This window comes from Pseudomonas sp. JE3303, from assembly GCF_056312565.1.
The window spans coordinates 258,364-281,492 of record NZ_JBWGIF010000001.1 but is presented as its reverse complement, the minus strand read 5'-3'; the positions used below and the strand labels follow the sequence as shown (position 1 = coordinate 281,492).

Annotated in this window: 27 protein-coding genes and 2 pseudogenes; 13 read left to right on the top strand and 16 right to left on the bottom strand. The window is 64.1% G+C overall.

Translation table 11 applies throughout. The annotated features are described in order from the left end of the window. The first annotated feature begins 2 nt into the window (after positions 1-2). Positions 3-749 carry a slipin family protein gene (locus AC0ZZU_RS01410; protein ID WP_476338459.1) on the top strand — a complete coding sequence of 249 codons (747 nt, stop codon included), beginning with the start codon at positions 3-5 and terminating at the stop codon, positions 747-749. Positions 750-784: 35 nt separating this feature from the next. Here AC0ZZU_RS01410 and AC0ZZU_RS01405 read toward each other — a convergent pair whose 3' ends face one another. Both AC0ZZU_RS01405 and AC0ZZU_RS01400 read right to left on the bottom strand, forming a co-directional pair. Next, the gene (locus AC0ZZU_RS01405; protein WP_476338457.1) at positions 785-1,417 is read right to left on the bottom strand and encodes a LysE family transporter; all 633 of its coding nucleotides are present in this window, start codon (positions 1,415-1,417) and stop codon (positions 785-787) included. 88 nt (positions 1,418-1,505) lie between these two features. Then, positions 1,506-3,416, bottom strand: coding sequence for an ATP-binding cassette domain-containing protein (locus AC0ZZU_RS01400; protein ID WP_476338456.1), 1,911 nt, complete (start codon positions 3,414-3,416; stop codon positions 1,506-1,508). A gap of 50 nt (positions 3,417-3,466) precedes the next feature. Between AC0ZZU_RS01400 and AC0ZZU_RS01395 the strand changes: the two genes are divergently transcribed. Beyond that, a complete protein-coding gene (locus AC0ZZU_RS01395) occupies positions 3,467-3,949 on the top strand; it encodes a TIGR02444 family protein (protein ID WP_476338454.1) in 483 nt (160 codons plus the stop codon). On the opposite strand, the gene AC0ZZU_RS01390 is transcribed toward AC0ZZU_RS01395, so the two are convergent. Next, entirely contained in the window at positions 3,925-4,848 is a 924-nt protein-coding gene (locus tag AC0ZZU_RS01390) for an AlgP family protein (protein WP_476338452.1), read from the bottom strand. The genes AC0ZZU_RS01395 and AC0ZZU_RS01390 overlap by 25 nt on opposite strands. A gap of 223 nt (positions 4,849-5,071) precedes the next feature. Here AC0ZZU_RS01390 and AC0ZZU_RS01385 point away from each other — a divergent pair, with 223 nt between their 5' ends. Next, positions 5,072-5,689 carry an FKBP-type peptidyl-prolyl cis-trans isomerase gene (locus tag AC0ZZU_RS01385; protein WP_476339101.1) on the top strand — a complete coding sequence of 206 codons (618 nt, stop codon included), beginning with the start codon at positions 5,072-5,074 and terminating at the stop codon, positions 5,687-5,689. A 9-nt stretch (positions 5,690-5,698) separates the two neighbouring features. Here the strand turns inward: AC0ZZU_RS01385 and rsd are convergent, their stop codons facing one another. The 8 genes and pseudogenes from rsd to AC0ZZU_RS01345 form a co-directional block, all read right to left on the bottom strand. After that, positions 5,699-6,169: a sigma D regulator gene (rsd, locus tag AC0ZZU_RS01380; protein ID WP_476338451.1), complete on the bottom strand. Its 471-nt coding sequence runs from the start codon at positions 6,167-6,169 to the stop codon at positions 5,699-5,701. Between the two features lie 231 nt (positions 6,170-6,400). Continuing rightward, positions 6,401-6,919 (bottom strand): disulfide bond formation protein B, encoded by a 519-nt coding sequence (locus tag AC0ZZU_RS01375; protein WP_476338449.1) that lies wholly within the window; start codon positions 6,917-6,919, stop codon positions 6,401-6,403. Positions 6,920-7,161: 242 nt separating this feature from the next. Next, on the bottom strand, positions 7,162-8,400 hold the full coding sequence (locus tag AC0ZZU_RS01370) for a heme biosynthesis HemY N-terminal domain-containing protein (RefSeq protein WP_476338447.1): 1,239 nt from the start codon (positions 8,398-8,400) through the stop codon (positions 7,162-7,164). Then, positions 8,397-9,494, bottom strand: a complete 1,098-nt coding sequence (locus AC0ZZU_RS01365; protein ID WP_476338445.1) for a uroporphyrinogen-III C-methyltransferase — start codon at positions 9,492-9,494, stop codon at positions 8,397-8,399. Before AC0ZZU_RS01365 ends, AC0ZZU_RS01370 begins: the two co-directional genes overlap by 4 nt. A 45-nt stretch (positions 9,495-9,539) precedes the next feature. Further along, positions 9,540-10,307, bottom strand: a complete 768-nt coding sequence (locus AC0ZZU_RS01360) for a uroporphyrinogen-III synthase (protein ID WP_476338444.1) — start codon at positions 10,305-10,307, stop codon at positions 9,540-9,542. After that, the gene (hemC, locus tag AC0ZZU_RS01355; RefSeq protein ID WP_476338442.1) at positions 10,304-11,245 is read right to left on the bottom strand and encodes a hydroxymethylbilane synthase; all 942 of its coding nucleotides are present in this window, start codon (positions 11,243-11,245) and stop codon (positions 10,304-10,306) included. The genes AC0ZZU_RS01360 and hemC overlap by 4 nt, the downstream gene beginning before the upstream one ends. A 107-nt stretch (positions 11,246-11,352) precedes the next feature. Then, positions 11,353-12,096 carry a LytR/AlgR family response regulator transcription factor gene (locus AC0ZZU_RS01350; RefSeq protein ID WP_476338440.1) on the bottom strand — a complete coding sequence of 248 codons (744 nt, stop codon included), beginning with the start codon at positions 12,094-12,096 and terminating at the stop codon, positions 11,353-11,355. Continuing rightward, a pseudogene (locus AC0ZZU_RS01345) lies at positions 12,093-12,200 on the bottom strand (sensor histidine kinase); the annotation flags it as partial. The pseudogene AC0ZZU_RS01345 and the gene AC0ZZU_RS01350, both read right to left, overlap by 4 nt. Positions 12,201-12,418: 218 nt before the next feature. On the opposite strand from AC0ZZU_RS01345, the gene argH reads away from it, so the two are divergent. Continuing rightward, on the top strand, positions 12,419-13,813 hold the full coding sequence (argH, locus tag AC0ZZU_RS01340; protein ID WP_476338439.1) for an argininosuccinate lyase: 1,395 nt from the start codon (positions 12,419-12,421) through the stop codon (positions 13,811-13,813). 99 nt (positions 13,814-13,912) lie between these two features. On the opposite strand, the gene AC0ZZU_RS01335 is transcribed toward argH, so the two are convergent. Next, on the bottom strand, positions 13,913-14,575 hold the full coding sequence (locus AC0ZZU_RS01335) for a glutathione S-transferase family protein (protein WP_476338437.1): 663 nt from the start codon (positions 14,573-14,575) through the stop codon (positions 13,913-13,915). A 146-nt stretch (positions 14,576-14,721) separates the two neighbouring features. Between AC0ZZU_RS01335 and AC0ZZU_RS01330 the strand changes: the two genes are divergently transcribed. From AC0ZZU_RS01330 to AC0ZZU_RS01320, 3 genes and pseudogenes are all read left to right on the top strand, one after another. Further along, a complete protein-coding gene (locus tag AC0ZZU_RS01330) occupies positions 14,722-15,021 on the top strand; it encodes a hypothetical protein (protein WP_476338435.1) in 300 nt (99 codons plus the stop codon). Between the two features lie 72 nt (positions 15,022-15,093). Further along, positions 15,094-15,339 (top strand): TIGR02647 family protein, encoded by a 246-nt coding sequence (locus AC0ZZU_RS01325; RefSeq protein ID WP_158458805.1) that lies wholly within the window; start codon positions 15,094-15,096, stop codon positions 15,337-15,339. Positions 15,340-15,445: 106 nt separating this feature from the next. Beyond that, a pseudogene (locus tag AC0ZZU_RS01320) lies at positions 15,446-16,735 on the top strand (class I adenylate cyclase); the annotation flags it as partial. Positions 16,736-16,785: 50 nt separating this feature from the next. Here the strand turns inward: AC0ZZU_RS01320 and rnk are convergent. From rnk to cyaY, 3 genes are all read right to left on the bottom strand, one after another. Next, the gene (gene rnk, locus AC0ZZU_RS01315; RefSeq protein ID WP_476338434.1) at positions 16,786-17,196 is read right to left on the bottom strand and encodes a nucleoside diphosphate kinase regulator; all 411 of its coding nucleotides are present in this window, start codon (positions 17,194-17,196) and stop codon (positions 16,786-16,788) included. Positions 17,197-17,343: 147 nt separating this feature from the next. Next, positions 17,344-17,565 carry a DUF1289 domain-containing protein gene (locus AC0ZZU_RS01310; protein WP_476338433.1) on the bottom strand — a complete coding sequence of 74 codons (222 nt, stop codon included), beginning with the start codon at positions 17,563-17,565 and terminating at the stop codon, positions 17,344-17,346. Position 17,566: 1 nt separating this feature from the next. Next, positions 17,567-17,899 carry an iron donor protein CyaY gene (gene cyaY, locus AC0ZZU_RS01305; protein WP_476338431.1) on the bottom strand — a complete coding sequence of 111 codons (333 nt, stop codon included), beginning with the start codon at positions 17,897-17,899 and terminating at the stop codon, positions 17,567-17,569. 171 nt (positions 17,900-18,070) lie between these two features. Between cyaY and lptM the strand changes: the two genes are divergently transcribed. From lptM to AC0ZZU_RS01275, 6 genes are read left to right on the top strand one after another with little or no spacing between them, the layout of a single operon-like run. Then, entirely contained in the window at positions 18,071-18,208 is a 138-nt protein-coding gene (gene lptM / locus AC0ZZU_RS01300) for an LPS translocon maturation chaperone LptM (RefSeq protein ID WP_158458810.1), read from the top strand. A gap of 9 nt (positions 18,209-18,217) precedes the next feature. Next, a complete protein-coding gene (gene lysA / locus AC0ZZU_RS01295) occupies positions 18,218-19,465 on the top strand; it encodes a diaminopimelate decarboxylase (RefSeq protein WP_476338429.1) in 1,248 nt (415 codons plus the stop codon). Between the two features lie 4 nt (positions 19,466-19,469). Continuing rightward, entirely contained in the window at positions 19,470-20,300 is an 831-nt protein-coding gene (dapF, locus tag AC0ZZU_RS01290; protein WP_476338427.1) for a diaminopimelate epimerase, read from the top strand. Between the two features lie 13 nt (positions 20,301-20,313). Continuing rightward, a complete protein-coding gene (locus AC0ZZU_RS01285) occupies positions 20,314-21,024 on the top strand; it encodes a DUF484 family protein (RefSeq protein WP_476338426.1) in 711 nt (236 codons plus the stop codon). After that, positions 21,024-21,923, top strand: coding sequence for a tyrosine recombinase XerC (gene xerC / locus AC0ZZU_RS01280; RefSeq protein ID WP_476338424.1), 900 nt, complete (start codon positions 21,024-21,026; stop codon positions 21,921-21,923). The genes AC0ZZU_RS01285 and xerC overlap by 1 nt, the downstream gene beginning before the upstream one ends. Next, positions 21,920-22,615, top strand: a complete 696-nt coding sequence (locus AC0ZZU_RS01275; protein ID WP_476338423.1) for an HAD family hydrolase — start codon at positions 21,920-21,922, stop codon at positions 22,613-22,615. The genes xerC and AC0ZZU_RS01275 overlap by 4 nt, the downstream gene beginning before the upstream one ends. Positions 22,616-22,681: 66 nt before the next feature. Here AC0ZZU_RS01275 and sutA read toward each other — a convergent pair whose 3' ends face one another. Further along, the gene (gene sutA / locus AC0ZZU_RS01270; RefSeq protein ID WP_476338422.1) at positions 22,682-23,008 is read right to left on the bottom strand and encodes a transcriptional regulator SutA; all 327 of its coding nucleotides are present in this window, start codon (positions 23,006-23,008) and stop codon (positions 22,682-22,684) included. Between the last annotated feature and the right edge of the window lie 121 nt (positions 23,009-23,129).

Sequence of the window (23,129 nt, the reverse complement as noted above, 5' to 3'; positions counted from 1 at the left end):
CGATGTTCATGCAATTCGGTTTTGGCGCCCTGCTGGTGCTGATCGGCGTAGTGCTGCTCTCCGCGTTTCGTATCCTGCGCGAATACGAGCGAGGGGTGGTGTTCCAGCTTGGCCGCTTCTGGCAGGTCAAGGGGCCGGGGCTGATCCTGTTGATCCCGGTGGTGCAGCAGATGGTCAGGGTGGACCTGCGTACGGTGGTGCTCGACGTGCCGACGCAGGATGTGATCACCCGCGACAACGTCTCGGTCAAGGTCAATGCCGTGGTGTACTTTCGCGTGCTCGACCCTCAGAAAGCCATCATTCAGGTCGAGGATTTTCTCAACGCCACCAGCCAGCTGGCGCAGACCACGCTGCGGGCAGTGCTGGGCAAGCATGAGCTGGATGAGCTGCTGGCGGAGCGCGAACGCCTGAACATGGACATCCGCCAGGTACTCGACGCGCAGACCGACGCATGGGGCATCAAGGTCGCGAATGTCGAGATCAAGCATGTCGACCTGAACGAGTCGATGATCCGCGCCATTGCCCGTCAGGCGGAAGCCGAGCGCGAGCGGCGGGCCAAGGTGATCCATGCCGAGGGTGAGCTGCAGGCGTCGGAGAAGCTGATGCAGGCCGCGCAGATGCTCGGCAAGGAGCCCGGGGCGATGCAGCTGCGGTACATGCAGACGTTGGGGAGCATTGCCAGCGACAAGACCACGACGATCGTGTTTCCGCTACCGGTGGACCTGCTGAAGGGCCTGGGGGAGAAATAACCGCAGAACGGGGCGTCCCGAGGACGCCCACTCGATCACATCGGCGCGCGGCGGATGGTGGCCAGCAATGTCGCGGCACCCAGGAACAGCCCGGCAAAGGTACGGTTCATGCGCCGTTGCTGTCTCGGTGTGCGCAACAGGCGCAGAACGCGGGCGGCCAGCCCCGTATAGCCCGCCATCACCAGCAGGTCGACGGCGACCATGGTGCCGGCGATGGTCAGGTACTGGGGCACCAGGGCAGCATGAGGGTTGATGAACTGCGGCAGCACCGCGAGCATGAAGATCAGCGCCTTGGGGTTGCTGACGTTGACCAGGAATCCGCGAAACACCAGGCTCAATGGCTTGCCAATCGGACGCACGGCCGTTTCGTCGGTGACGTCGGCAGGCAACGCACGCCACTGCTTTACCGCGAGGTAGACCAGGTACGCAACGCCGAACCATTTGATGACCTGGAACGCAGTCGCGGAGGCCGCCAGAATGGCGCCCACGCCTGCGGCGATGATGGCGATCTGCAGGAGGAGCCCCAGCTGCAGGCCCAGGGCGTTCCAGTAACCGCGCCAGAAGCCGTATTGCAGGCCGCAGGACATCGAAGCGATGGCCCCGGCACCCGGCGACAGGCTGATCACCCAGCACGCGGCAAAAAAGGCCAACCAGGTTTCCATCGACATCACACACCTCGCCTAGTAAATATCTTGAAAAATATAAGCCAGAGCGAGGGTGATGACCAGCACAGACATGCCTTGAGGGAACGGAGCCTCAGGATAGCGCTTCCAACTCCGCCTGCATCGACTCGAGCGTTTCCAGCGCCTCCATCCAGCGTTCTTCCAGGTCCCCTTCGCGCACCTTCAACTTGCTCTGGCGCCCGAGCAGATCACGCAGCTCGTCCTTGCGCGCGGCGTCATACAGCCCGCTGTCACCCAGCGATGTTTCAACCTGCGCGAGCTGGACATGAACCTCACCCAGTTCGCGTTCGAGCTTGTCGGCTTCGCGCTTGTGCGGGGCCAGTTGCTGACGCAAGGCCGCAGCAGCCTGGCGCTGGGCCTTCTTGTCGGTCTTGTCGGGGTTGACCGGGGTGCTGCTGACCGGGGCGTTGCGCTGACGGTAGTCGATCAGCCAGCGGCTGTAGTCTTCCAGGTCGCCATCGAAGGTTTCGACCTTGCCATCAGCGACCAGCAGGAAGTCATCGGTGGTGCTCTTGAGCAGGTGACGATCGTGGGAAACCACCACCACCGCGCCACTGAACTCCTGAAGCGCCATGGTCAGGGCCAGGCGCATTTCGAGGTCCAGGTGGTTGGTCGGTTCGTCGAGCAGCAGCAGGTTCGGCCGCTCCCAGGCGATCAGCGCCAACGCCAGGCGGGCTTTTTCACCCCCCGAGAAGTTGAGCACCGGCTCGTCGATGCGGTTGCCACGGAAATCGAAGCCGCCCAGGAAGTCGCGCAAGGTCTGCTCGCGCTCGGACGGCGCGAGGCGCTGCAGATGCAGCAGCGGACTGGCCTTGTCGTCCAGGGAGTCGAGTTGATGCTGGGCGAAGTAGCCGACGGCGAGGTTTTCGCCGCGTACCAGACGCCCGGAGATTGGTTCCAGCTCGCCGGCGAGGTTCTTGATCAGGGTCGACTTGCCCGCGCCGTTGGGGCCAAGCAGGCCGATCCGCGCGCCGGGGGTGAGCTGCAGCTTGACCTTCTCGAGGATCGCCTTGTCGCCGTAGCCCAGGCGGCCTTCGGAAAGGTCCAGCAGTGGGCTGGAGATCTTTTGCGACTCGCGGAAGACAAAGTCGAACGGCGAATCCACGTGCGCCGCCGACAACTCTTCCATGCGCTCAAGGGCCTTGATGCGGCTCTGTGCCTGGCGGGCCTTGGTGGCCTGGGCCTTGAAACGGGCGATGTACTTTTCCATGTGCGCGCGCTGCGCCTGCTGCTTCTCGTACGCCTGCTGCTGCTGCGCAAGGCGTTCGGCACGGGTGCGCTCGAAGGCGCTGTAGCCGCCGCGGTAGACATTCAGCTTGCACTGCTCGACATGGACGACATGGTCGACCACGGCATCGAGGAAGTCGCGGTCGTGGGAGATCAGCAGCAAGGTGCCCGGGTAGCCCTTCAGCCACTCTTCGAGCCAGAGGATAGCGTCCAGGTCGAGGTGGTTGGTGGGCTCGTCGAGCAGCAGCAGGTCAGACGGGCACATCAGGGCCTGGGCCAGGTTCAGGCGCATTCGCCAGCCACCGGAGAAGTCGCCGACGCGGCGGTCCATCTGCTCGTTGGAAAAGCCAAGGCCGGCCAGCAGCTTGCGGGCGCGGGCGTCGGCGGTGTAGCCCTCGGCACTGTCGAGCTCGATGTGCAGGCGCGCCAGGGCGCTGCCGTCATGGGCGGCTTCGGCGGCGGCAAGCTCTGCCTGGACCTTGCGCAGACGGATATCGCCGTCGAGCACGTAGTCGACCGCCAGGCGATCCAGTGTCTCGATCTCCTGCCGCATGTGGGCGATACGCCAGTCAGCCGGCAGCTTGCAGTCGCCGCCATCAGGCGTGAGCTCACCGCGCAGCATGGCGAACAGGCTGGATTTGCCGGCGCCGTTGGCACCGATCAGGCCGGCCTTGTGGCCAGCGTGCAGGGTCATCTCGGCGCCGTCTAGCAAGCGCTGTGGACCACGCTGTAAAGTGAGGTTCGATAGTCTGATCATAATGGCCGCGGAGTCTACCAGCTTCCTCGGTCACTGGCGCGAGTTGAACCATGCACACCGACCTGTGGAATTACGCCTTGGCCGTGTACGCCCGTCCAGGCGTCGAGGCTGCCTGCCTGCGCTTGCAGGACAAGGGTGGGGATGTCTGCCTGCTGCTCTGCGGCGCATGGCTGCAGGCGCGGCGAGTGGGTGTCAGTGAGGCGCGGGCAGAGTCCCTGTGCGCGATCGCCGGACCCTGGCAGCGCGAGGTGGTTGCCCCGTTGCGCCGACTGCGCCAGCAATGGCGCGAGCTGGCAAGAACCGACCCGCAGCTGACAGCGCTACGCGAGCAAGTGAAGGGGCTGGAACTTGAGGCCGAACGCGGCCTGTTGAATCGGCTTGAACAGCTGGCGGCTGGATGGCCTGGGGACTTGGGCGAGGAGCGCGGGGATTGGCTGACCCGGCTCATGCCGGGCCCTGCCGGGGCCGACGACGCGCTGCAGGAACTGCGCGTCTCGGCTCAAGGGGTTCAGGAAGAAGAGGACGTTGGCTGAGCCGGGGTGCTGGAGGGCGTGGCGCCCGTCGAGGCCGGCGCTGCGGAGTGGGAGTTTGCCGCTGGCGAATCGTCGCTGGAAACAGCGGGTTTGACGGGCGCTTTCGCCGCTGCGGGCTTGGCTGCCGGCTTGACCGCTCGGGTAGCCGCAGGCTTGGCGGTGGCAGCCCGGGCTGCAGGCTTGGCAGCGCCAGCCCTGGCTGGAGCCTTGGTCGCAGCTGGCTTGGCGGCAGCTTTCGCGGCGGTGGTTTTCGCCGGCGTTGTTTCCACAGCAGGCTTGGCCGCAGCGGTGCGGGCCGGGGCCTTGGCAGCAGCGGGCTTCGCGGCTGGCTTGGCAGACGGGGCGCGTGACGAGACCGGCTTGTCAGCGGCAACCTTGGCCGGCGCCGCTGGTTTAGCGGCAGCCGTTGCTGTGGAGTTGGCAGGTTTCGCGGCCTTGGCAGCCTTGGCAGGCTTGCTGATCGGAGTTTCAACGCCAGCCTTGGCAGGCGCCTTGGTCGAGCGCTGCTCCAGCGCCTTGGCGGCTGCTTCGCGCACCTTGCCTACCCCTTGGGCCAGCTTCAGGCTTTCCTGGGCATCGCGCTTGAGTTGCTGAATATAGGTGCGGGTCTGCGACTGACGATCCTTGAGCGTATCGAGCAGCTCTTCAAGTTCACCCACAGCCGACTTGGCCTTGGACTGGGCCTTGGACTTGCCGGCAGTGGCGGCATCTTGCAACTTGGTGCGGGAGTTGTGCAGTTTTTCCTGCGCCTTGCCCCGCTGTTTTTCCAACTTGGCCAGCAGTTTTTCTGCATCAACCAGCGCTTGCGAGCAGGCCTCTTCCAAATGTTCGAGCAGGCTGCCCGAAAGTTGCTGGAGCAGGTGTAACGGCGTACTTACTGGCTTCTTCTTGGCCGACATGGTTTACCTCCTGGCTGACGAGAATGCGGGTCATACTATGCTTGTGCTGAGATCGCCGCTAGGGCATGGGACCGTACGAGGGGCGCCGCGTTGCATGCCTGGGCAAAGTTGTTATCGTGCAACTCGCCTGCAAGTGTAGTTGGCGCAGTTCGTCATCATCGTCCAGGAGTTCACCGTGATCCGTTTTGTACTTGTCGGGCTGAGCCTGGCCGCGCCATTGGCGATGGCTGAGGCGCCGCCGGCGCCCGCCAATGAGCACGATCTTTCCTACAGCGTCGGTGCCAGCCTGGGCGAACGCCTGCGCGAAGAAGTGCCCGGTCTTGAGCTCGATGCCTTGGTCGAAGGCCTGCGGGAGGCCTACCGTAAAGAGCCACTGAAAATCGACGCCGCGCGCCGTCAGGCCATTCTCCAGCAACACGACGAGCAAGCCAGCGCAGCGATCACACAGTCGCAGATCGAGAAGATGCAGGGCGCCGAAACGCGGTTCATGGCCAATGAGCGGGGCCGCGCCGGGGTGCACGAATTGCCGGGCGGACTGCTGTACAGCGAACTGGCGAGCGGCAACGGCGCGCAGCCACGTGTTGAGGGCAAGGTGCAGGTTCGGTACGTGGGAAAACTGCCGGACGGCACGGTATTCGACCAGAACCTGCAACCCCAGTGGTTCAAGCTGAACTCGGTGATCGAAGGCTGGCAGGTGGCATTGCCACGGATGAAAGCCGGGGACAAGTGGCGAGTGGTGATCCCGTCGGCGCAAGCCTATGGTGCCGAGGGCGCTGGTGACCTGATCGCGCCCTATACCCCGCTGGTGTTCGAGATAGAACTGGTCGCCGTAGCCGACTGAAATCGACTGTCAGGCGTCAACAGTGTCTTCTTCCTTGTGCGCGTTGTGCAGCACTTCGATCAGGCAGTCTTCCAGCTCGAAACGTTCGTGCAGCAGGCTGCCCAATTCGTTGAGCTTCTTGGCGAAACGCTCGGTGTCGCTGCAATCGCCTTTGTCGCAATGATCGTTGAACGCCAGGGCGATCTGAGTGATGTCGTCGATGCGCGGGCTGATCTGGGTCGCAAGCTCCAGGCCGCGCTGGTCCCCAAATGCCTTGGCCTCGCTGACGAGCTGTTCACTGATCTCGAAATGCCAGGCAGATACGTAGTCCACCAGTACCGCGCAGAAATCGCGGTTCTTGTCCTTGTCGGCGAAGGCAGGCTTGGCGTCGCGCAAGAGGGCAAAAGCCTGTACCAGCTCTTCGCGTTCCTTGAGCCAGCGATCGATCAGTTGATGAACCCCACCCCAACGTTCCTGTGCATTCTGACAACTATCGAGCATGGCGATATCTTCCATTCTTGGTAATGCCGCTGCAACTCGCTTCCTGACACTGCAGCACTGAGGATGCGTGCGCGAAACGGCATCGGGCAGTTGCGTTTTTAGTATGCGTGCAGGGAGAGTATTCCCGTGCGCCTCGGCCTTCAAGGTACGCAGAGGACTAAGTTCGTACAAGCGTTTAATCCCCCCAAGGGGTGCCGCTTGTCGTGAGAAGCCCGGGGGGCTTGAGCCAGGTCAGTCCTTGCCCGGATGAGCCAACGCGCTGAATCGATACGTCAGCAAGCGTGTCACCGGCACGATGGCCAGCACCAGGAAGGCCAGCAGGGTCCATTCGGGCAGCGTGAGGTCGAGAAAGCTCCAGTGAATGGACATGCAGTCGGCACTGCCGATCAGCATGGCCTTGATGGTTTGGCACCACGGCATGCTGTCAAGCACGTGGGCAAAGCTCGGGGTGCAGGTATCCGCGATCGGCAGCGCCCCCTGGAGCCACACCTGACGGCCCGCCACCAGCGCACCGGCAGCTGCGAGCAGCAAGGACAACAGCGCATAGATCCGCATCCCCAGCCCACCCGGCGCATGGCAGACCGCGCACAGGCTGACCAATGAAAAGCCCGCGAGGAAAAACTGCTGACCATAGCCAAGCGGGCACGGCGCCAGCCCGAAGCCGAGCTCGACGGCGTGCACCACGGCCAGTATTGATATCGAGGCCACGAAAGCTGGAAGAAACGGTGAGTACAAGCGCGCCGAGGGCATAGCGTGTCCCGGTCAGGTTGGCAGGGCTAAAGACGGTAGTGGAAAGCCGGGCTTTGTTTCAAGGCACTACAACTGAGACACGTCCCTGTCTGAAAGGGGAAACGGATGAGGAGTTTGTAGGAAGTTTCCGCCCTGAGCGCGGGCATCTCTGAAAGCGCACAATCACGGGGCTTCCAGGGAGTGTTTCGAACGGGTGATACAGGGGACTGCAGCCCGCGTCGGGGACGCGGGCCGAGGGTCGTTCAGGCAGGGGTGCCATCAGGCAACGGCAGGGCCAGCAGGCGCTCGTCGAGCAGCCCGAGACCCTCCTGGAACAGCTGGTTGCTGCGCTCGGTATCGCCAAGGCTGGCGAGCAGGCGTGCAAGCTCGGCGCACGTCTCGGGATCGCGCTGCTGGCGCAGGCTGCTTTCCAGGTAGTCACGGGCCTTGCCCCACAGGCGGTTCTGCAGGCTCAGGCGGCCAAGCGTGAGCAACAGGCTAGGGTCGGTGCCGTGGTCCTTGAGCCAGCCTTCGGCGGTTTGCAGCTGGCGTGCGGGGTCGTTGCCACGAACCAGACCGTAGAGGCGCGCCAGATGACTCTCGTACTGCTTCTTGAGCGCGGTACGCAATACCTCTTCGGCCTCGGCCTGCGCGCCCAGCTGACGCAGTTGCTCGGCGTAGGCCAGCACCAGCTGCGGCTCCTGGCGCTGGGCCGAGGTCAGTTGCTGCCACGCCCGCTCCAAGGACTGGCGGGCACTCTGCACGTCCTCGCCACGGGTCGACGCCAGGCTCAGGTTTTCACCCCACGCGCGCTTTTCGAGTGTAGTGAGTTCATCCGCCGAGAGTACCTTGCCCTTGCGCAGCTCGGGCATCAGGCGGATCAGCGCAGGCCATTCGCCGCGCTCTCGATGCAGGCGCTGCAGCAATCGCAGCACTTGGCCGTTCTGCGGATAGCGTTCCTGCATCGCCTGCAAGGTCACCAGCGCTGCATCGGTGTCGCCGCGCTCCATCTGCAGTTGGGCATGGGTCAGTGCAACCGCGAGCTCGGCCTCGGGCTGGCGCTCCAACGCACGCTCGAGCAGGTGGTCGCTGTCTTCGGTACGGCCTTGCTCGTTGGCCGCGCGGGCGGCACCGAGGTAGTACAGGAGGGGATGGCGTTCATGCTCGGCGGCACGCTGCAAGTGACGCTGGGCACTGGCCCAGCGGCCTTCGGCCAGATCCAGCTGGCCCTGTTCGATGGCGATGCGCGTGCGGCGGCTGCGATTGCGCCGCGACCAGGGGTTGACCACGCCGGTGGAGGTCAATACCAGGCCGATCAGGTAGCGTACCAGCAACAGCCCCAGGACAATCACCAGCAACGCACCCAGCGCTGCCCACAACCCGGACTGATAGCGGAAGCCGCCATAGGCGATCAGCACGTAGCCGCTGTGCTTGGCGATGGCGATACCCAGCGCGGCCGCCACGGCGATCGCCACCACCGCAAGGAGGTAGACGCGCTTCATGGCTTGGCCCCTTCTTCCACCCGCAGGTGACGCCGCTCGATGTACGCCTGTACCGCATTCAGGCTTTCGCTCAGGTCGGGCACCACTACCGAGACCGGTTCCTGGGCCAGGGCGTTGAGGCTGTCGAGCATGGCCTTGCTCTGCGGGTTGTCGGCGTTGAAGTTCGCCAGCAGCACGCTGCGCGCGTCGTCCAGGGCTTGGGTATAGACCTTGGCCTCGCCATTGAGAGCGGCCCACTGGGCCTGCTCGATGGTCAGGCTCAGGGCCAGGCGCAGCTGGTTCAGCGACTGCCCGGACAGCAACGGCCGCACGTTGTCGTCGGCGTTGAAGTCGATTTCGAAGTACTTGGAGATCTCGGCCCACCACTGCGACAGGCGGGTCGGCCCATCGCCGTCGGCGGTCAGGGCACCCAGGGCGTCGGCATTGGTGTCGAACTCGGGGGCCACGGCGTTGAGCTGCTGCACTTGCTCACGCTGGGCGGCCAGCCTCAGGAACAGGCCGGTGCGGTCGGGCTGCTTGACGCTGGTGAGCGTGGCCAGGCTGCGGGCCAGTTGTTCGCGCGCGGCAAACGAGCCAGGGTCGCTCTGCTCGCGCAGGATCTCGTCGGCACCCTCGACCAGTGCACGGGCACTGCTGATGTCCTGCAATGCCGAAAGACGCAAGGTCGCCAGGCGCAGGAGGTGCTCGGCCTCCGCCAGACGCCAGTCCTTGCGGCTTGCACCCAGGACGGTTTCCAGCCGCTGGCTGAGGCGCTGCTGGTCGCCTTGCAGCTGCGCGACCAGGCGGCGGCGGTCTTCGAGTTCGCTGGCCGCTGGCAGCGAGGACAGCTGCGCGGTCATCTGCTGTTCGCGCTGCTGCAGCAATTCGGTGCGCTCATTGAGCACTTGCAGATGCTGCCCCTGCCCTTGTTCGCTGCCCTGCAGCTGGCGCACCTGCCAGACACCCCAGCCGCCGACGGCGACACCGGCGGCGCCCAGCAGCAGTGCCAGGATCGCCAGGCCGTTGCCCGAGCGCCGGGCAGGCGCGGCGACAATCGGTTCGGGCGCCTCGGGCGCCGTGTGCTGTTCATTGTTGGACAAGACAGTTTCGCTCACGTATCCATCCTTTGCATTGGGGCGCCGGCTTCTGGGCCCGACGCCTTAAGGGGCAGGTGCAGCAGTCTGCTGCACGGCTGCCAGCAAGGCCGCGGCACTCGCGCCACGGCAATCCACAACATGCTGCGCGCCACCGGCCCGAGCCTGGTCGGCGACTCGCGGACTGGGCACGAACAGCGGCAATCGCGCCAGCCGTGGCCAATCGGCGCCAGCCAATTGTTGCAAGTGTTCAAGACCTTGCCCACTGCTGACCACCAGGCCGTTCAGGCGTTCCACCTCGATGGTGCGCACTAGAGCGTGGGCCGGGTAGCTCGGCAGTCGACGGCGATACAGTTCCAGATAATCGACACTAGCACCTTGCTCGGCAAGACGCTCGGCCAGCCATTCGCGACCTCCCTCGCCCCGCACGATCAATACGCGCGCGGCCGGACCGGAAATAGCCTGGCCCAGTGCGGGCAATGCCAGCAGGGCTTCGCTGTCATCACCGCCCTGGGGAAAGCTCACCTCGAGACCCTCATCGCTCAGCACCTGGGCAGATGCCGCTCCTACCGTGAACCAGGCCAGCCCCGGCGCCTGCGGGCGCAAACGCGCCAGCAGGTCGAGCAATGCCCGCGCCGCGGGTTTGCTGACCACGATGGCAGCCTGGTAGCGATCGAGCTGGCGGACCCTGTCGAGCTCGTGCTCGGCCAGGGGACGGGGTTCGATCTCCAGCAGGGGCAGGCTGCTGCTCTGGATCCCCGCGCCGGCCAGCGTCTGCGCCAGCACTGCACACTCCTCGGCAGGCCGGGTCAGCAGCAGGCGCCACCCGCTCACGGGTGACCGGCCTCGCCGTAGACTTCCTTGAGGATCGCCTCGGCGCCCTGCGCCAGCAGGTCTTCGGCAACCTGCACGCCCAGGGCCTGCGCCTGGCTGCGCGGTGCGCGCGCCTGAGCGACCAGGACGGTGCCGCCACTGGGGTGTCCCACCAGGCCGCGCAACCAGAGCTGGTCATCCTCGAGCACCGCATAGCAGGCGATCGGCACCTGGCAGCCGCCGTTCAGGCGCTTGTTGAGAGCTCGCTCGGCGACCACCCGGTCAGCGGAATCGACATGGTGCAACGGCGCCAGCAAGGCATGGATCTCGGTGTCGGCTGTGCGGCACTCGATGCCCACCGCGCCCTGGCCGCCCGCTGGCAGGCTGTCATCGACACTGAGGTTATCGGTGATCCGGTCTTCGAAACCAAGGCGGATCAGCCCAGCAGACGCCAGGATGATCGCGTCGTACTCGCCGGCATCGAGCTTGGCCAGGCGGGTATTGACGTTACCGCGCAAAAAACGGATCTGCAGGTCAGGCCGACGCGCCAGCAGCTGGGTCTGGCGACGCAGGCTGGAGGTGCCGACGACGCTACCCGCAGGCAAGGCGGCAAGGTTGGCAAAAGTATTGGAAACGAATGCATCGCGAGGGTCTTCGCGCTCGCAGATGCAGAACAGCCCAAGGCCTTCGGGGAAGTCCATCGGCACATCCTTCATCGAATGCACGGCGATGTCGGCCTCCTGGTCGAGCAGCGCGGTTTCGAGCTCCTTGACGAACAAGCCCTTGCCGCCGATTTTCGACAACGGCGAGTCGAGCAGCTTGTCGCCGCGGCTGACCATGGGTACCAGGCTGACCTTGAGACCAGGGTGGGCTTGCTCAAGGCGGGCTTTGACGTATTCGGCCTGCCACAGGGCCAAGGCGCTTTTGCGAGTGGCGATACGGATTTCGCGAGTGGACATGAACAGCCCCGAACGAGAGAAATGCCGCCGATGATAACAGCTCCAAAGGCGCGCTCAGCAGATCAAGGTCAGAGGATGGCCATCCATGGCCTTTCGCGGGGGTTCGGTCAGAGACTCTGCATCATCTTGCGCACACCGGCGACATGGCGCCGGCTGACTGTCAGGGCATCACCCTCAAGCCCTTTGAGAAATAGCTGGAAATGCCCAAGCGGAGTGCGTTGCAGGCGCTCGATTCGCTCGCGGGCGACCAGGGCGTTGCGATGGATGCGCACGAAGCGGTCGCCGAATTCGTCTTCCAGGGCCTTGAGCGGTTCATCCAGCAGCACTTCGCCCCCCTCGTGGCGCAGAGTGACGTACTTGTGGTCGGCGATGAAATAGATGACCTGGGGCAAGGGGATCAATTCGATGCCCTTTCGCGTTCGCGCGCTGATATGACTGCGCGGTCCGGCGCCGCTTTCGACGGCGGGACGGGTCAGGGCCGCCAGTTGCGTACGGTTGGGTCGTTCGGCCTTGCGCAGGGCATCGCGCAAGTGTTGGGGCTGGGCCTGCTTGGCTACATGGCTCATGGTACTGTCCTTGAAGGACTCGTCGGTAAATTCGTCACCGGTGCAGAACACCACCGCTGGCGGGGCTTCACGCTCGCATAGCCGGGCGGCTACCTGCAGGCCATCGAGGCCGGGCATGCCGATATCCAGCAAAACCACGTCGGGCTTGAGACTGTCGATCAGCGCGAGGGCCTCCTCGCCATTGGTGGCGCTGGGCTCCAGCACGGTGTAGCCCTCCAGTTCGCCGAGCAGACGGCTCAGGCGCTCACGGACTTGGGGTTCGTCATCAACGATCAGGACATTCATATTGCGCTGGATTCCTGAGTGAGTCTCGCACAAGGATAGCGTAGACAGGTGAGGGTTCGACGCTCACGGCGGTCCACGCTGAGACTCGCGCGATAGCTAAAGATTCACTGGCTCGGCGGCAAATACCGCTGAGCCTCTGTCCAACTGTAGACGGTTGCCAGAGCGCTGCCGTTCAATCGGCAAATATCCTTTTGCAGAGCCCCTGGCTGTGTCACGCCCGCACAATGGGCCTGTATTTCTATCGACCGGCGTCCTGCGGCGGGCATCCCAACCCTGCTATTATCGACGCCACTTTTTTCTCACGCCTTCAACGAGTGAACCCATGAGCACCGACAAGACCAATCAGTCCTGGGGCGGCCGCTTCAGTGAACCCGTCGACGCCTTCGTCGCCCGTTTCACCGCTTCGGTCAACTTCGACCAGCGCCTGTACCGCCACGACATCATGGGTTCGATCGCCCACGCCACCATGCTGGCCAAGGTCGGCGTCCTCACCGATGCCGAACGTGACACCATCATCGACGGCCTGAACACCATTCAGGCCGAGATCGAGGCCGGCAACTTCGACTGGCGCGTCGATCTCGAAGACGTGCACATGAACATCGAAGCGCGCCTGACCGACCGCATTGGCGTCACCGGCAAGAAGCTGCACACCGGCCGCAGCCGCAACGATCAGGTAGCCACCGACATCCGCCTGTGGCTGCGCGACGAGATCGACCTGATCCTGGCCGAAATCACCCGCTTGCAGCAGGGCCTGCTGGAGCAGGCCGAGCGTGAAGCCGAGACCATCTTGCCTGGCTTCACCCACCTGCAGACCGCGCAGCCCGTGACCTTCGGCCACCACCTGCTGGCCTGGTTCGAGATGCTCAGCCGCGATCATGAGCGCCTGGTCGACTGCCGCAAGCGCACCAACCGCATGCCCCTGGGCAGCGCCGCGCTGGCAGGCACCACCTACCCGATCGACCGCCAGCTCACCTGCGAGCTGCTGGGCTTCGAAGCAGTGGCCGGCAACTCGCTGGACGGCGTTTCGGACCGTGACTTCGCCATCGAATTCTGCGCTGCCGCCAGCATTGCCATGATGCACCTGTCGCGCTTCTCCGAAGAGCTGGTGCTGTGGACCAGTGCGCAGTTCCAGTTCGTCGACCTGCCTGACCGTTTCTGCACCGGCAGCTCGATCATGCCGCAGAAAAAGAACCCGGACGTCCCGGAGCTGGTGCGTGGCAAGAGCGGCCGCGTGTTCGGCGCCCTGACCGGCCTGCTGACCCTGATGAAAGGCCAGCCGCTGGCCTACAACAAGGACAACCAGGAAGACAAGGAGCCCCTGTTCGACGCCGCAGACACCCTGCGTGACTCGCTGCGTGCCTTTGCCGACATGATCCCGGCGATCAAGCCGCGCCATGCCATCATGCGTGAGGCTGCGCTGCGTGGGTTCTCGACCGCCACCGACCTTGCCGACTACCTGGTCCGCCGTGGCCTGCCGTTCCGCGATTGCCACGAGATCGTCGGCCATGCCGTCAAGTACGGCGTGGACACCGGCAAGGATCTGGCCGAGATGAGCCTGGACGAGCTGCGCCAGTTCAGCGATCAGATCGAGCAGGATGTGTTTGCGGTGCTGACCCTGGAAGGTTCGGTCAATGCGCGTGACCACATTGGTGGTACCGCACCTGCACAGGTGCGGGCGGCGGTGGTGCGGGGCCGGGAGTTGCTGGGCTTGCGTTGAGACTTGGGGCTGCCTTGCAGCCCATCGCGGCACAAGGCCGCTCCCACAGTGGGAGCGGCCTTGTGCCGCGATGGGGCACGAAGCGGCCCTCCGCCCGCATCAGCCGTGCTTGCGCCGCATCATCTCCAGGAACTTCGGCATCAGCGCTTCCTTGTCCGCCAGGATCTTCTTCATGTGCGGGTTCCCCGCCAGTCTCTCCAGCAGCTCCCGGGCCTCCGGGAACCCATCGAGCAGATCAACCCCCAGTACCTTCTTCCCGACCGCGCTTGCCAGGTCCACCGAGAAGCCGAACATCAGGTCTGCAAGGGTCAGCTGCTCCCCTGCCACATAGGGCGCGAACTTTCCGTTACGCTTGAGCGTGGCAAAACCTGCCAAGAGGTCGGTACGGGCCTTCTCCTTCACCAGCGGCTCGACTTGCATGCCGAAGAACGCTTCCGCATAGCAGGTGCGCGCTGGCAGCTCGATGTACAGTTCGATTTCCTTGAGCAGCTCACGCACCTTCGCCTGGCCAAAGGCATCCGCGGGCAACAGCGGCGTGCCGCCCTGGGTCTGCTCGATGTAGTCGAGGATCACGCTGGTCTCGCTGAGGAAACCATGCTCGGTCTCCAGCACCGGCACTTTGCCGCGCGGGCTGATCGCCAGTGCTTGCGGGGTCTGCTCGGCGAAGAACAGCACTTCCTCGAAAGGCACGTCTTTTTCCAGCAGCGCCAGCTTGACCATGTTGTAGTAGTTGCTGACCGCGAATCCATGAAGCTTGAGCATGTGAGACAGCCTCCAGGCCGTACGGGGATGGCCGGCCAGTTATAGACCGGTTGCCCTGCGCTGGCCAGCTTCATGCGTGCGGTCGATGCCCAGGCATTGCCGGGCAAGGCGTGGCAAACTGTGCGTCCATTCCAAGGAGTAGCGCCATGAGCGAGCCCACCGATATCGACAACGACGATGAAGAAGCCTTCGCCGAGGCGACCCTGACCGAAGCCATCGAGAACCAGATAGAGAGCGACAACCCGCCCGCTGCCAAGGCCACGTTCAACAAGCTCACCCTGGTGGGCTATGAAAAAGAGGACATCATCAACCTGATGGCTCATGTGCTGGCGTTCGAGATCGACGCGATGCTCAAGGAAGACCGGGCATTCAACACCGATTGGTACGAAACCGCACTGCGCAATCTGCCGGAGCTTCCTCCTGAGGAAGATCAAGGCAACGCCTGAAAACCCTGTCTACACTGCAAGACCAGGCACCGGTATCGGTGCCCCGTCCTTGTCTGGAAGTCAGGAGTCATCATGTCCTTCACCCCCGAACTGATTGCCGAACTCGAAGTGCTTGCCCTGTTCAACCTGGACAACCACCAGGAGGGCATCAAGGTGCACGCGACCGCCTCACCTGAACTGGTGGCCGCTGCCCGGCGGCTGTACGAAAAAGAACTGACCGACCAGCCCGATGGCGGCTATCTGACCAGCTTGGGCCAGGATGCGGCCGAGCAGGCACAGAAGCTGCTGATCATCCTCAATGTGGCCGAAACGGCATGAGGTTGATGACGCTTGTAAATTGGCGTCAACGATCAAATTCCGCTTAATCCGACCCCGCCACTCAGGCTAGACTCGCGACAGCTGTCCCGCCCTGCCTGAGTGTGCGATGAAACACCCCCATCAAATCCGTCCCGACCTGGATGAAAACATCGATCGCCAGGTGCTTGGCCAACTGCGTGGGCGTTTCCTGCAGCTCAATCAAGGACGGCTTGCGCGGGCCCTGGAAGGGTTGTCCAGCCGTCAGCAACAGGTGCTGATGCTGCTGCCACTGTTTTTCCATATCAATCATCCGTTGCTACCGGGCTATGTGTCCGGCGCAACGCCCGCCGGGGTCTCGGGATTCGAACCCGAAGCCGGGACGCTGGCCGAAGCGCGGCGCCTGAACTGCTCGTTTACCTACAGATCCCGCCATCACAACCACCCTGGGCCGATCCATGGCCTGTACCTGATGGGCAGCTTGGGCACCCTCGCCCAGGCCGAACAGAGCGACATGGACCTGTGGGTCTGCCATGGTGCGGACTTGAGCGATACGGAGCTCGATGAACTGCGCCGCAAATGCCTGCTCCTTGAGGCCTGGGCCGCGAGTCAGGGTGCCGAGGCCCACCTGTACCTGATCGAGTCGCATGGCTTGGTGCTGGGGGAGCGCGATGGCGAGATGAGCGCGGACGATTGCCGTACCACCCGGCACTGCCTGCTGCTCGACGAGTTCTACCGCACCGCCATCTGGCTGGCGGGACGCACGCCGCTGTGGTGGCTGGTGCCGGTGTATCAGGAGAAGGACTATCACACCTACACGCAGACCCTGCTGTCCAGGCGCCTGATTCGCGCCGAAGACAACCTGGACCTGGGACACCTGGCGCACATGCCGCCGGGCGAGTTCGTCGGCGCGGGACTCTGGCAGTTGTTCAAAGGCGTCCACTCGCCCCACAAGTCGGTGCTCAAGCTGCTGCTGACCGAGGTCTATGCGAGCGAGCACCCTCGCGTGTACTGCCTGAGTCTGGCCTTCAAGGAGGCCGTGTTCGGCAACCAGCTGGATCTGGACGCGCTCGACCCCTACATCATGGTCTACCGGCGTATCGAGCAGTACCTCAAGCACCATGATCAGCCCGAGCGCCTTGAGCTGGTGCGGCGCAGCCTGTATCTGAAAGTGGGCAAGAAACTCAGCAGCCTGGGCCGGCAACACGACAACTGCTGGCAGCGCCGCTTGCTGCGCCGCCTGACTTGCGAATGGGGATGGGATGACAACCAACTGGCCATGCTCGACAGCCGCTGCCAGCGGAAGGTGGCCATCGAGCGCGGCGAACTGGTGGCCGAGCTCAATCGCAGCTACCAGTTTCTCAATCAGTTCGCCCGCAACCTGAATGCCAGCCACCGCGCTGCCCAGCGTGACCTCGATGCTTGGACCACGCGCTGCCTGCGTACCCAGGCTGAAGGCACCGCGCCTTCTTAGAGGTCAAAATCCCCGGCAGCCTCGGGCTGGTACTCGACCTCAAGCAACTTGAGCTTCAGAGTCTTGCCACCCGGGGCCGGCCAGTCGATCTGCTCGCCCACCGACAACCCCAGCAGCGCGCAGCCGATCGGGGCCAGGATCGAGACCTTGCCCTCGCCCCCCGCATCCTTCGGATAGACCAGGGTCAGGTGGTAGTCCTTGCCACTGGCTTCTTCGCGGCAGTGCACGCGCGAGTTCATGGTCACCACGCCAGCCGGGACCTCCTCATGACCGACCACCTGCTCTGCGCGGTCCAGCTCGTCCTGCAGGGCGAGGACACCCGGCGTCTCTTCGCCGAGGCTTTCGATCAGGTGCTCAAGACGCTGTACGTCCAGTCGGGTGAGGATAAGGGAAGGCTTGGTGCTCATGATCCAGTCAGGCTCCTTTGCAAAGGTGTGAAATGTCCGGGCATATAAAGCAAAACCCCGCCCAAGGGCGGGGTTTGCAGGGCTATCGGCGGCGCCGATGCAGACTCGACACTACCACAGCGCGACAAATACACAAGGGCCCGCGGTTCAGTGCAGCGAGGCCTCGCCGCGCCTCTCCTGTGCCTCCTGGCAGATCTGACGGCGGCGCTGGTCATTGGCCGAACGCCACTCGCGGATATGCTCGACCGGGCGCTGGCAGCCCGTGCAGACCTTGTGCTCGTCCAGCCGGCAGACATTGATGCAAGGCGAAGGCACCGCAGGGCTGACGTTGCTGTAGAGCGGCTTGGGTGGCCGTGCCGGAGTCGTCATCTCAGATCTCTTCGAAGTCCAGCTTGACACCCGCGCGCTCCCAGACGATGCGCTCGAGCATTTCGCCAAGCAGCTCCTCGGTCTTCTCGCAGGTCCACTTGCCGTTTTCCTGGTCGTAGTCGAAGTGGAAACCACCCGAACGGTCAGCCAGCCACAACTGGCGCAACGGCTCCTGGCGACTGAAGATCAACTGGTTGCCGTTCTCGAACCTGATGGTCAGCACCCCGGCGGAATTTTCCATGTCCAGGTCCAGATCACTCTCGTCGAACAGGTCTTCGAGGGCCTGTTGGGTCGCGTCGACCAGGTCGTGAAAACGCGCTTCGCTCAAACTCATTGCAAGAACCTCGAAAATGACTTCACACACGCAAGCCCGGCACGATACGAGCGCCAGGCCACGATTGCAAAGGATAACACCCGCCGCCCGGCGGGCCGGTGGCTGCATAGGCAAGCAGGCAGGCGCTCGGTATACTCGGGCGCAATACTGCTTATTTCAAAGGATTTCGCCATGAAGCGCCTGATTTCCTCCCTCGCGGCGCTGGTCGCGGTTGCCTGCCTTGTCTCGGCCTGCGGCCAGAAGGGCCCTCTGTACCTGCCTGACGACAGCAAGGACGGCAAGAAGTCGCAACAGCACCAGCACCAATAAGGGATACCCATGGACGCTTTCAACTACCGCGACGGTGAACTGTTCGCGGAAGGCGTGGCCTTGTCGGCCATCGCCGAACAATTCGGCACGCCGACCTATGTCTACTCGCGCGCTCACATCGAAGCCCAGTACCGCAGCTACGCCGATGCCCTGCAGGGTGTTTCGCACCTGGTGTGCTTTGCCGTCAAGGCCAACTCCAACCTCGGCGTGCTGAACGTGCTGGCCCGCCTGGGCGCAGGTTTCGACATCGTGTCCGGCGGCGAGCTCGAGCGTGTGCTCGCCGCTGGCGGGCGTGCCGACCGCGTGGTCTTCTCCGGCGTCGGCAAGACCCGTGAAGACATGCGCCGCGCCCTCGAAGTGGGTGTGCACTGCTTCAACGTAGAGTCCACCGACGAACTCGAGCGCCTGCAGGTGGTTGCCGCCGAGATGGGCCTGCGCGCCCCGGTCTCGCTGCGCGTCAACCCGGACGTCGATGCCGGTACGCACCCGTATATCTCCACCGGTCTGAAGGAAAACAAGTTCGGCATCGCCATCGCCGATGCCGAAGAGGTGTACATCCGCGCGGCACAGCTGCCGAACCTCGAAGTAGTCGGCGTCGACTGCCACATCGGTTCGCAACTGACCACCCTCGAGCCCTTCCTCGATGCACTCGACCGCCTGCTAGACCTGATCGACCGCCTTGGCGATTGCGGCATCCACCTTCGTCACCTGGACCTGGGTGGCGGCGTAGGCGTGCGCTACCGCGACGAGGAGCCACCGCTGGCGGGCGACTACATCAAGGCCATCCGCGAGCGCGTCGGCGACCGCGACCTGGCATTGGTATTCGAACCGGGCCGCTACATCGTGGCCAATGCCGGTGTCCTGCTGACCCGCGTCGAGTACCTCAAGCACACAGAGCACAAGGATTTCGCCATCGTCGATGCGGCGATGAACGACCTGATCCGCCCGGCGCTCTACCAGGCGTGGATGGACGTCAGCACCGTGCAGCCGCGCGAAGGCGAAGGCCGCACCTATGACGTGGTCGGCCCGATCTGCGAGACCGGCGACTTCCTGGCCAAGGACCGCGTGCTGAACCTGGCCGAAGGTGACCTGCTGGCCGTTCACTCTGCCGGTGCCTACGGCTTTGTCATGAGCTCGAACTACAACACCCGTGGCCGCTGCGCCGAAGTACTGGTCGATGGCGGCCAGGCCTTCGAAGTACGCCGCCGCGAGTCCGTGGCCGAGCTGTACGCTGGCGAAAGCCTGCTGCCGGAGTGAGTCCATGCTGCTGCGTTTTACAAAGATGCACGGGCTGGGCAACGACTTCATGGTCCTTGACCTGGTCAGCCAGCACGCTCATATCCAGCCCAAGCACGCCAAGCAATGGGGCGACCGTCATACCGGCATAGGTTTCGACCAGCTGCTGATCGTCGAGGCGCCAAGCAATCCGGAGGTGGACTTCCGCTACCGGATCTTCAACTCGGACGGCTCGGAAGTGGAACAGTGCGGCAATGGTGCGCGCTGTTTCGCGCGCTTCGTGCTCGACAAGCGCCTGACCGCGAAGAAGCGCATCCGCGTGGAAACCAAGGGTGGCATCATCGAGCTGGACGTGCGCAACGATGGCCAGATCTGTGTCGACATGGGCCCTCCCCGCCTGGTCCCCGCAGAGGTGCCGTTCGACGCGCCAGCCCAGGCCTTGAGCTATCCACTGGACGTTGCCGGTCAACGCGTCGAGCTGGCTGCGGTCTCCATGGGCAACCCCCATGCCGTGCTGCGCGTCGATGACGTCATCACTGCCCCGGTGCACGAGCTCGGGCCGAAAATCGAACACCACCCGCGCTTCCCGCAGCGGGTCAACGTCGGCTTTCTCCAGGTGATCGACCGCCATCGCGCCAATCTGCGTGTGTGGGAGCGCGGTGCCGGTGAAACCCAGGCGTGCGGCACCGGCGCCTGCGCGGCAGCGGTGGCGGCGATCAGCCAGGGCTGGATGGAGTCGCCCGTGTCGATCGAACTGCCCGGTGGACGCTTGTCCATCGAGTGGGGAGGTCCCGGCAAGCCGGTGTTGATGACAGGCCCAGCGGTACGCGTGTTCGAAGGACAGGTTCGACTCTAGACGAGGCTCCGCCATGACCGATCAGCACCAGGCTACAAACGCGCAGGCCAGCGACCTCGATGACGAGGCGGTGGCGCGTTACCTGCGGGCCAACCCGAAGTTCTTCGCCGGGCATGACGAATTGCTCGGCGAGCTGCACATCCCCCACCAGCGCGGCGACAGCGTGTCGCTGGTGGAGCGTCAGCTCAAGCTGCTGCGTGATCGCAACATCGAGATGCGTCATCGCCTGTCGCAACTGATGGACGTGGCCCGCGACAACGACCGGCTGTTCGACAAGACCCGTCGGCTGATCCTCGACCTGCTTGACGCCAACAGCCTCGAAGAGGTGGTAATGGCCGTCGAAGACAGCCTGCGCCAGGAGTTCAAGGTGCCCTTCGTCAGCTTGATACTGTTCGGTGAAAACGCCACCCCGGTCGGCCGCTGGGTCAACAGCGCCGAGGCGCACCAGGCCATCGGCGGGCTGCTGGGCAGCGGCAAGACGGTCAGCGGCAACCTGCGTGACCACGAACTGGACTTTCTGTTTGGTGCCGATCAACGCAAGGAGGTTGGCTCAAGTGCCGTCGCAACGCTGGATTACCAGGGCTTGCACGGAGTATTGGCGATCGGCAGCCATGACCCGCAGCACTACAAGAGCAGCGTCGGCACACTGTTTCTGAGCTACATCGCCGAAGTCCTGGGCCGCGTGGTACCGCGCTTTACCCAGACCCTGCGTTCGGTGCGCTGATGAAAGGCCAGCTGGAGGCTTATTGCGCTCATCTGCGCAATGAGCGCCAGGTGTCCGTGCACACCCAACTGGCGTATCGCCGCGATCTCGACAAGGTCGTCGACTACTGCGACACACAAGGCATTGCCAGCTGGAGCGACTTGCAGGTGCAACAGCTGCGCCAGCTGGTGGCGCGCCAGCACCATCATGGCCAGTCCTCGCGCAGCCTTGCCCGGCTGCTGTCGGCGGTGCGCGGGTTCTACCGCTATCTCAATCGCGAAGGCCACTGCCAGCACGATCCGGCCAATGGCCTGTCGCCGCCCAAGGGCGAGCGGCGCCTGCCCAAGACCCTGGACACCGACCGCGCCCTGCAGTTGCTCGACGGCGGCGTGGACGATGACTTCATCGCCCGCCGCGATCACGCCATTCTCGAGCTCTTCTATTCATCCGGCCTGCGCCTGTCGGAGCTGACCAGTCTCGACCTGGACCAGCTCGACCTCGCCGCCGGCCTGGTCCAGGTGCATGGCAAGGGCAGCAAGACACGCGTCCTGCCGGTGGGGCGCAAGGCCCGCGAGGCACTGGAGCAGTGGTTCAAGCTGCGCGGTACCAGCGCCCCGCAGGATCGCGCGGTATTCGTCAGCCGCCAGGGGCGCCGCCTCGGGCCGCGTGCCATTCAACTGCGCGTGCAGGCAGCTGGCGAGCGCGAGCTCGGACAGCACCTGCACCCGCACATGCTCCGCCATTCCTTCGCCAGCCATTTGCTGGAGTCGTCCCAGGACCTGCGCGCCGTGCAAGAGATGCTCGGCCACGCCGACATCGCCACCACGCAGCTCTACACTCACCTGGACTTCCAGCACCTGGCCGCGGTGTACGACAGTGCCCATCCACGGGCTAAACGCAGCAAAGGCAGCGACTCATGACCATCAAGCTGATCACCTTCGATCTGGACGATACCCTGTGGGACACCGCGCCAGTGATAGCCAGCGCCGAGGTCGTGCTGCGCGACTGGCTGGAGGCCAATGCACCGACCCTCGGCGGCGTGCCTGTCGAGCATCTGTACGCCATTCGCGAGCGCCTGGTGCAGGCCGAGCCAGGCCTCAAGCACCGCATCAGCGCCCTGCGCCGGCGCGTGCTGTTCCATGCGCTTGAAGAGGTCGGCTACAGCGAGAAACACGCTCAGGAGCTGGCCAACGAAGGCTTCGAGGTATTCCTGCATGCCCGTCATCAGGTCGAAGTCTTCCCTGAGGTGCAGCCTGTGTTGGAAATCCTGCGCCACCATTACATTCTGGGCGTGGTCACCAACGGCAACGCCGACGTAGGCCGGCTTGGGCTAGCGGACTATTTCAAGTTTGCCCTGTGCGCCGAGGACCTGGGCATCGGCAAGCCTGATCCCGCCCCGTTCCGCGAGGCCCTCCGGCGTGCCGACGTGGACGCTGGCGCTGCCGTGCACATCGGTGACCACCCGGGTGACGACATCGCCGGCGCCCAGCGGGCGGGGCTGCGCGCAGTGTGGTTCAACCCGCAGCGCAAGGCCTGGACCACCGAGACCCCGCCAGACGCCGAGATCCAGCGGCTCTCGCAGCTGCCCGACGTCCTTGCCCGCTGGCGCTGACAAGGCCAGTGGAGCAGGCACAAAAAAGCCCGCAGCGACGGCGGGCTTCCTTGCGTGCGGCACCACTCAGATAGGGCGGCTGCCGTACTTGTTATCCGGCTTCTTGGGCGGATCGGCCACGACGTTGGCCTCGACTTCCTGAACCTTGCCACCGCGGTTCAGAAACTCTTCCATTGCCCTGGCCAGCGCATCGCGCTCCTTCTGCTTGGCTTCCATGCTGGGCATCTCGTCAACCGAGACAGCAGCCTTGGCCTTGCCCTTGGCAACCGGGGTGGGGCTGTCGTCGTCGCCTGCGTCCGACGCTACGTCGTCAGCCGCGCTCTCGAGACCCTCATCACCATCGTCTTCGTCGCCTACTTCGAGGTCATCATTTTCCAGATCATCGTCGCTCATGTTCTACCTCATGACTTGCGAAAAGCAGATTAGTTATAGACCAGTGTTGCCGTAGACCGACAGCCACCAGCGAAAATTCAAAGGCTGTGGGGTGGCCACCGCCTGGGGCGTTTCCCTCGTG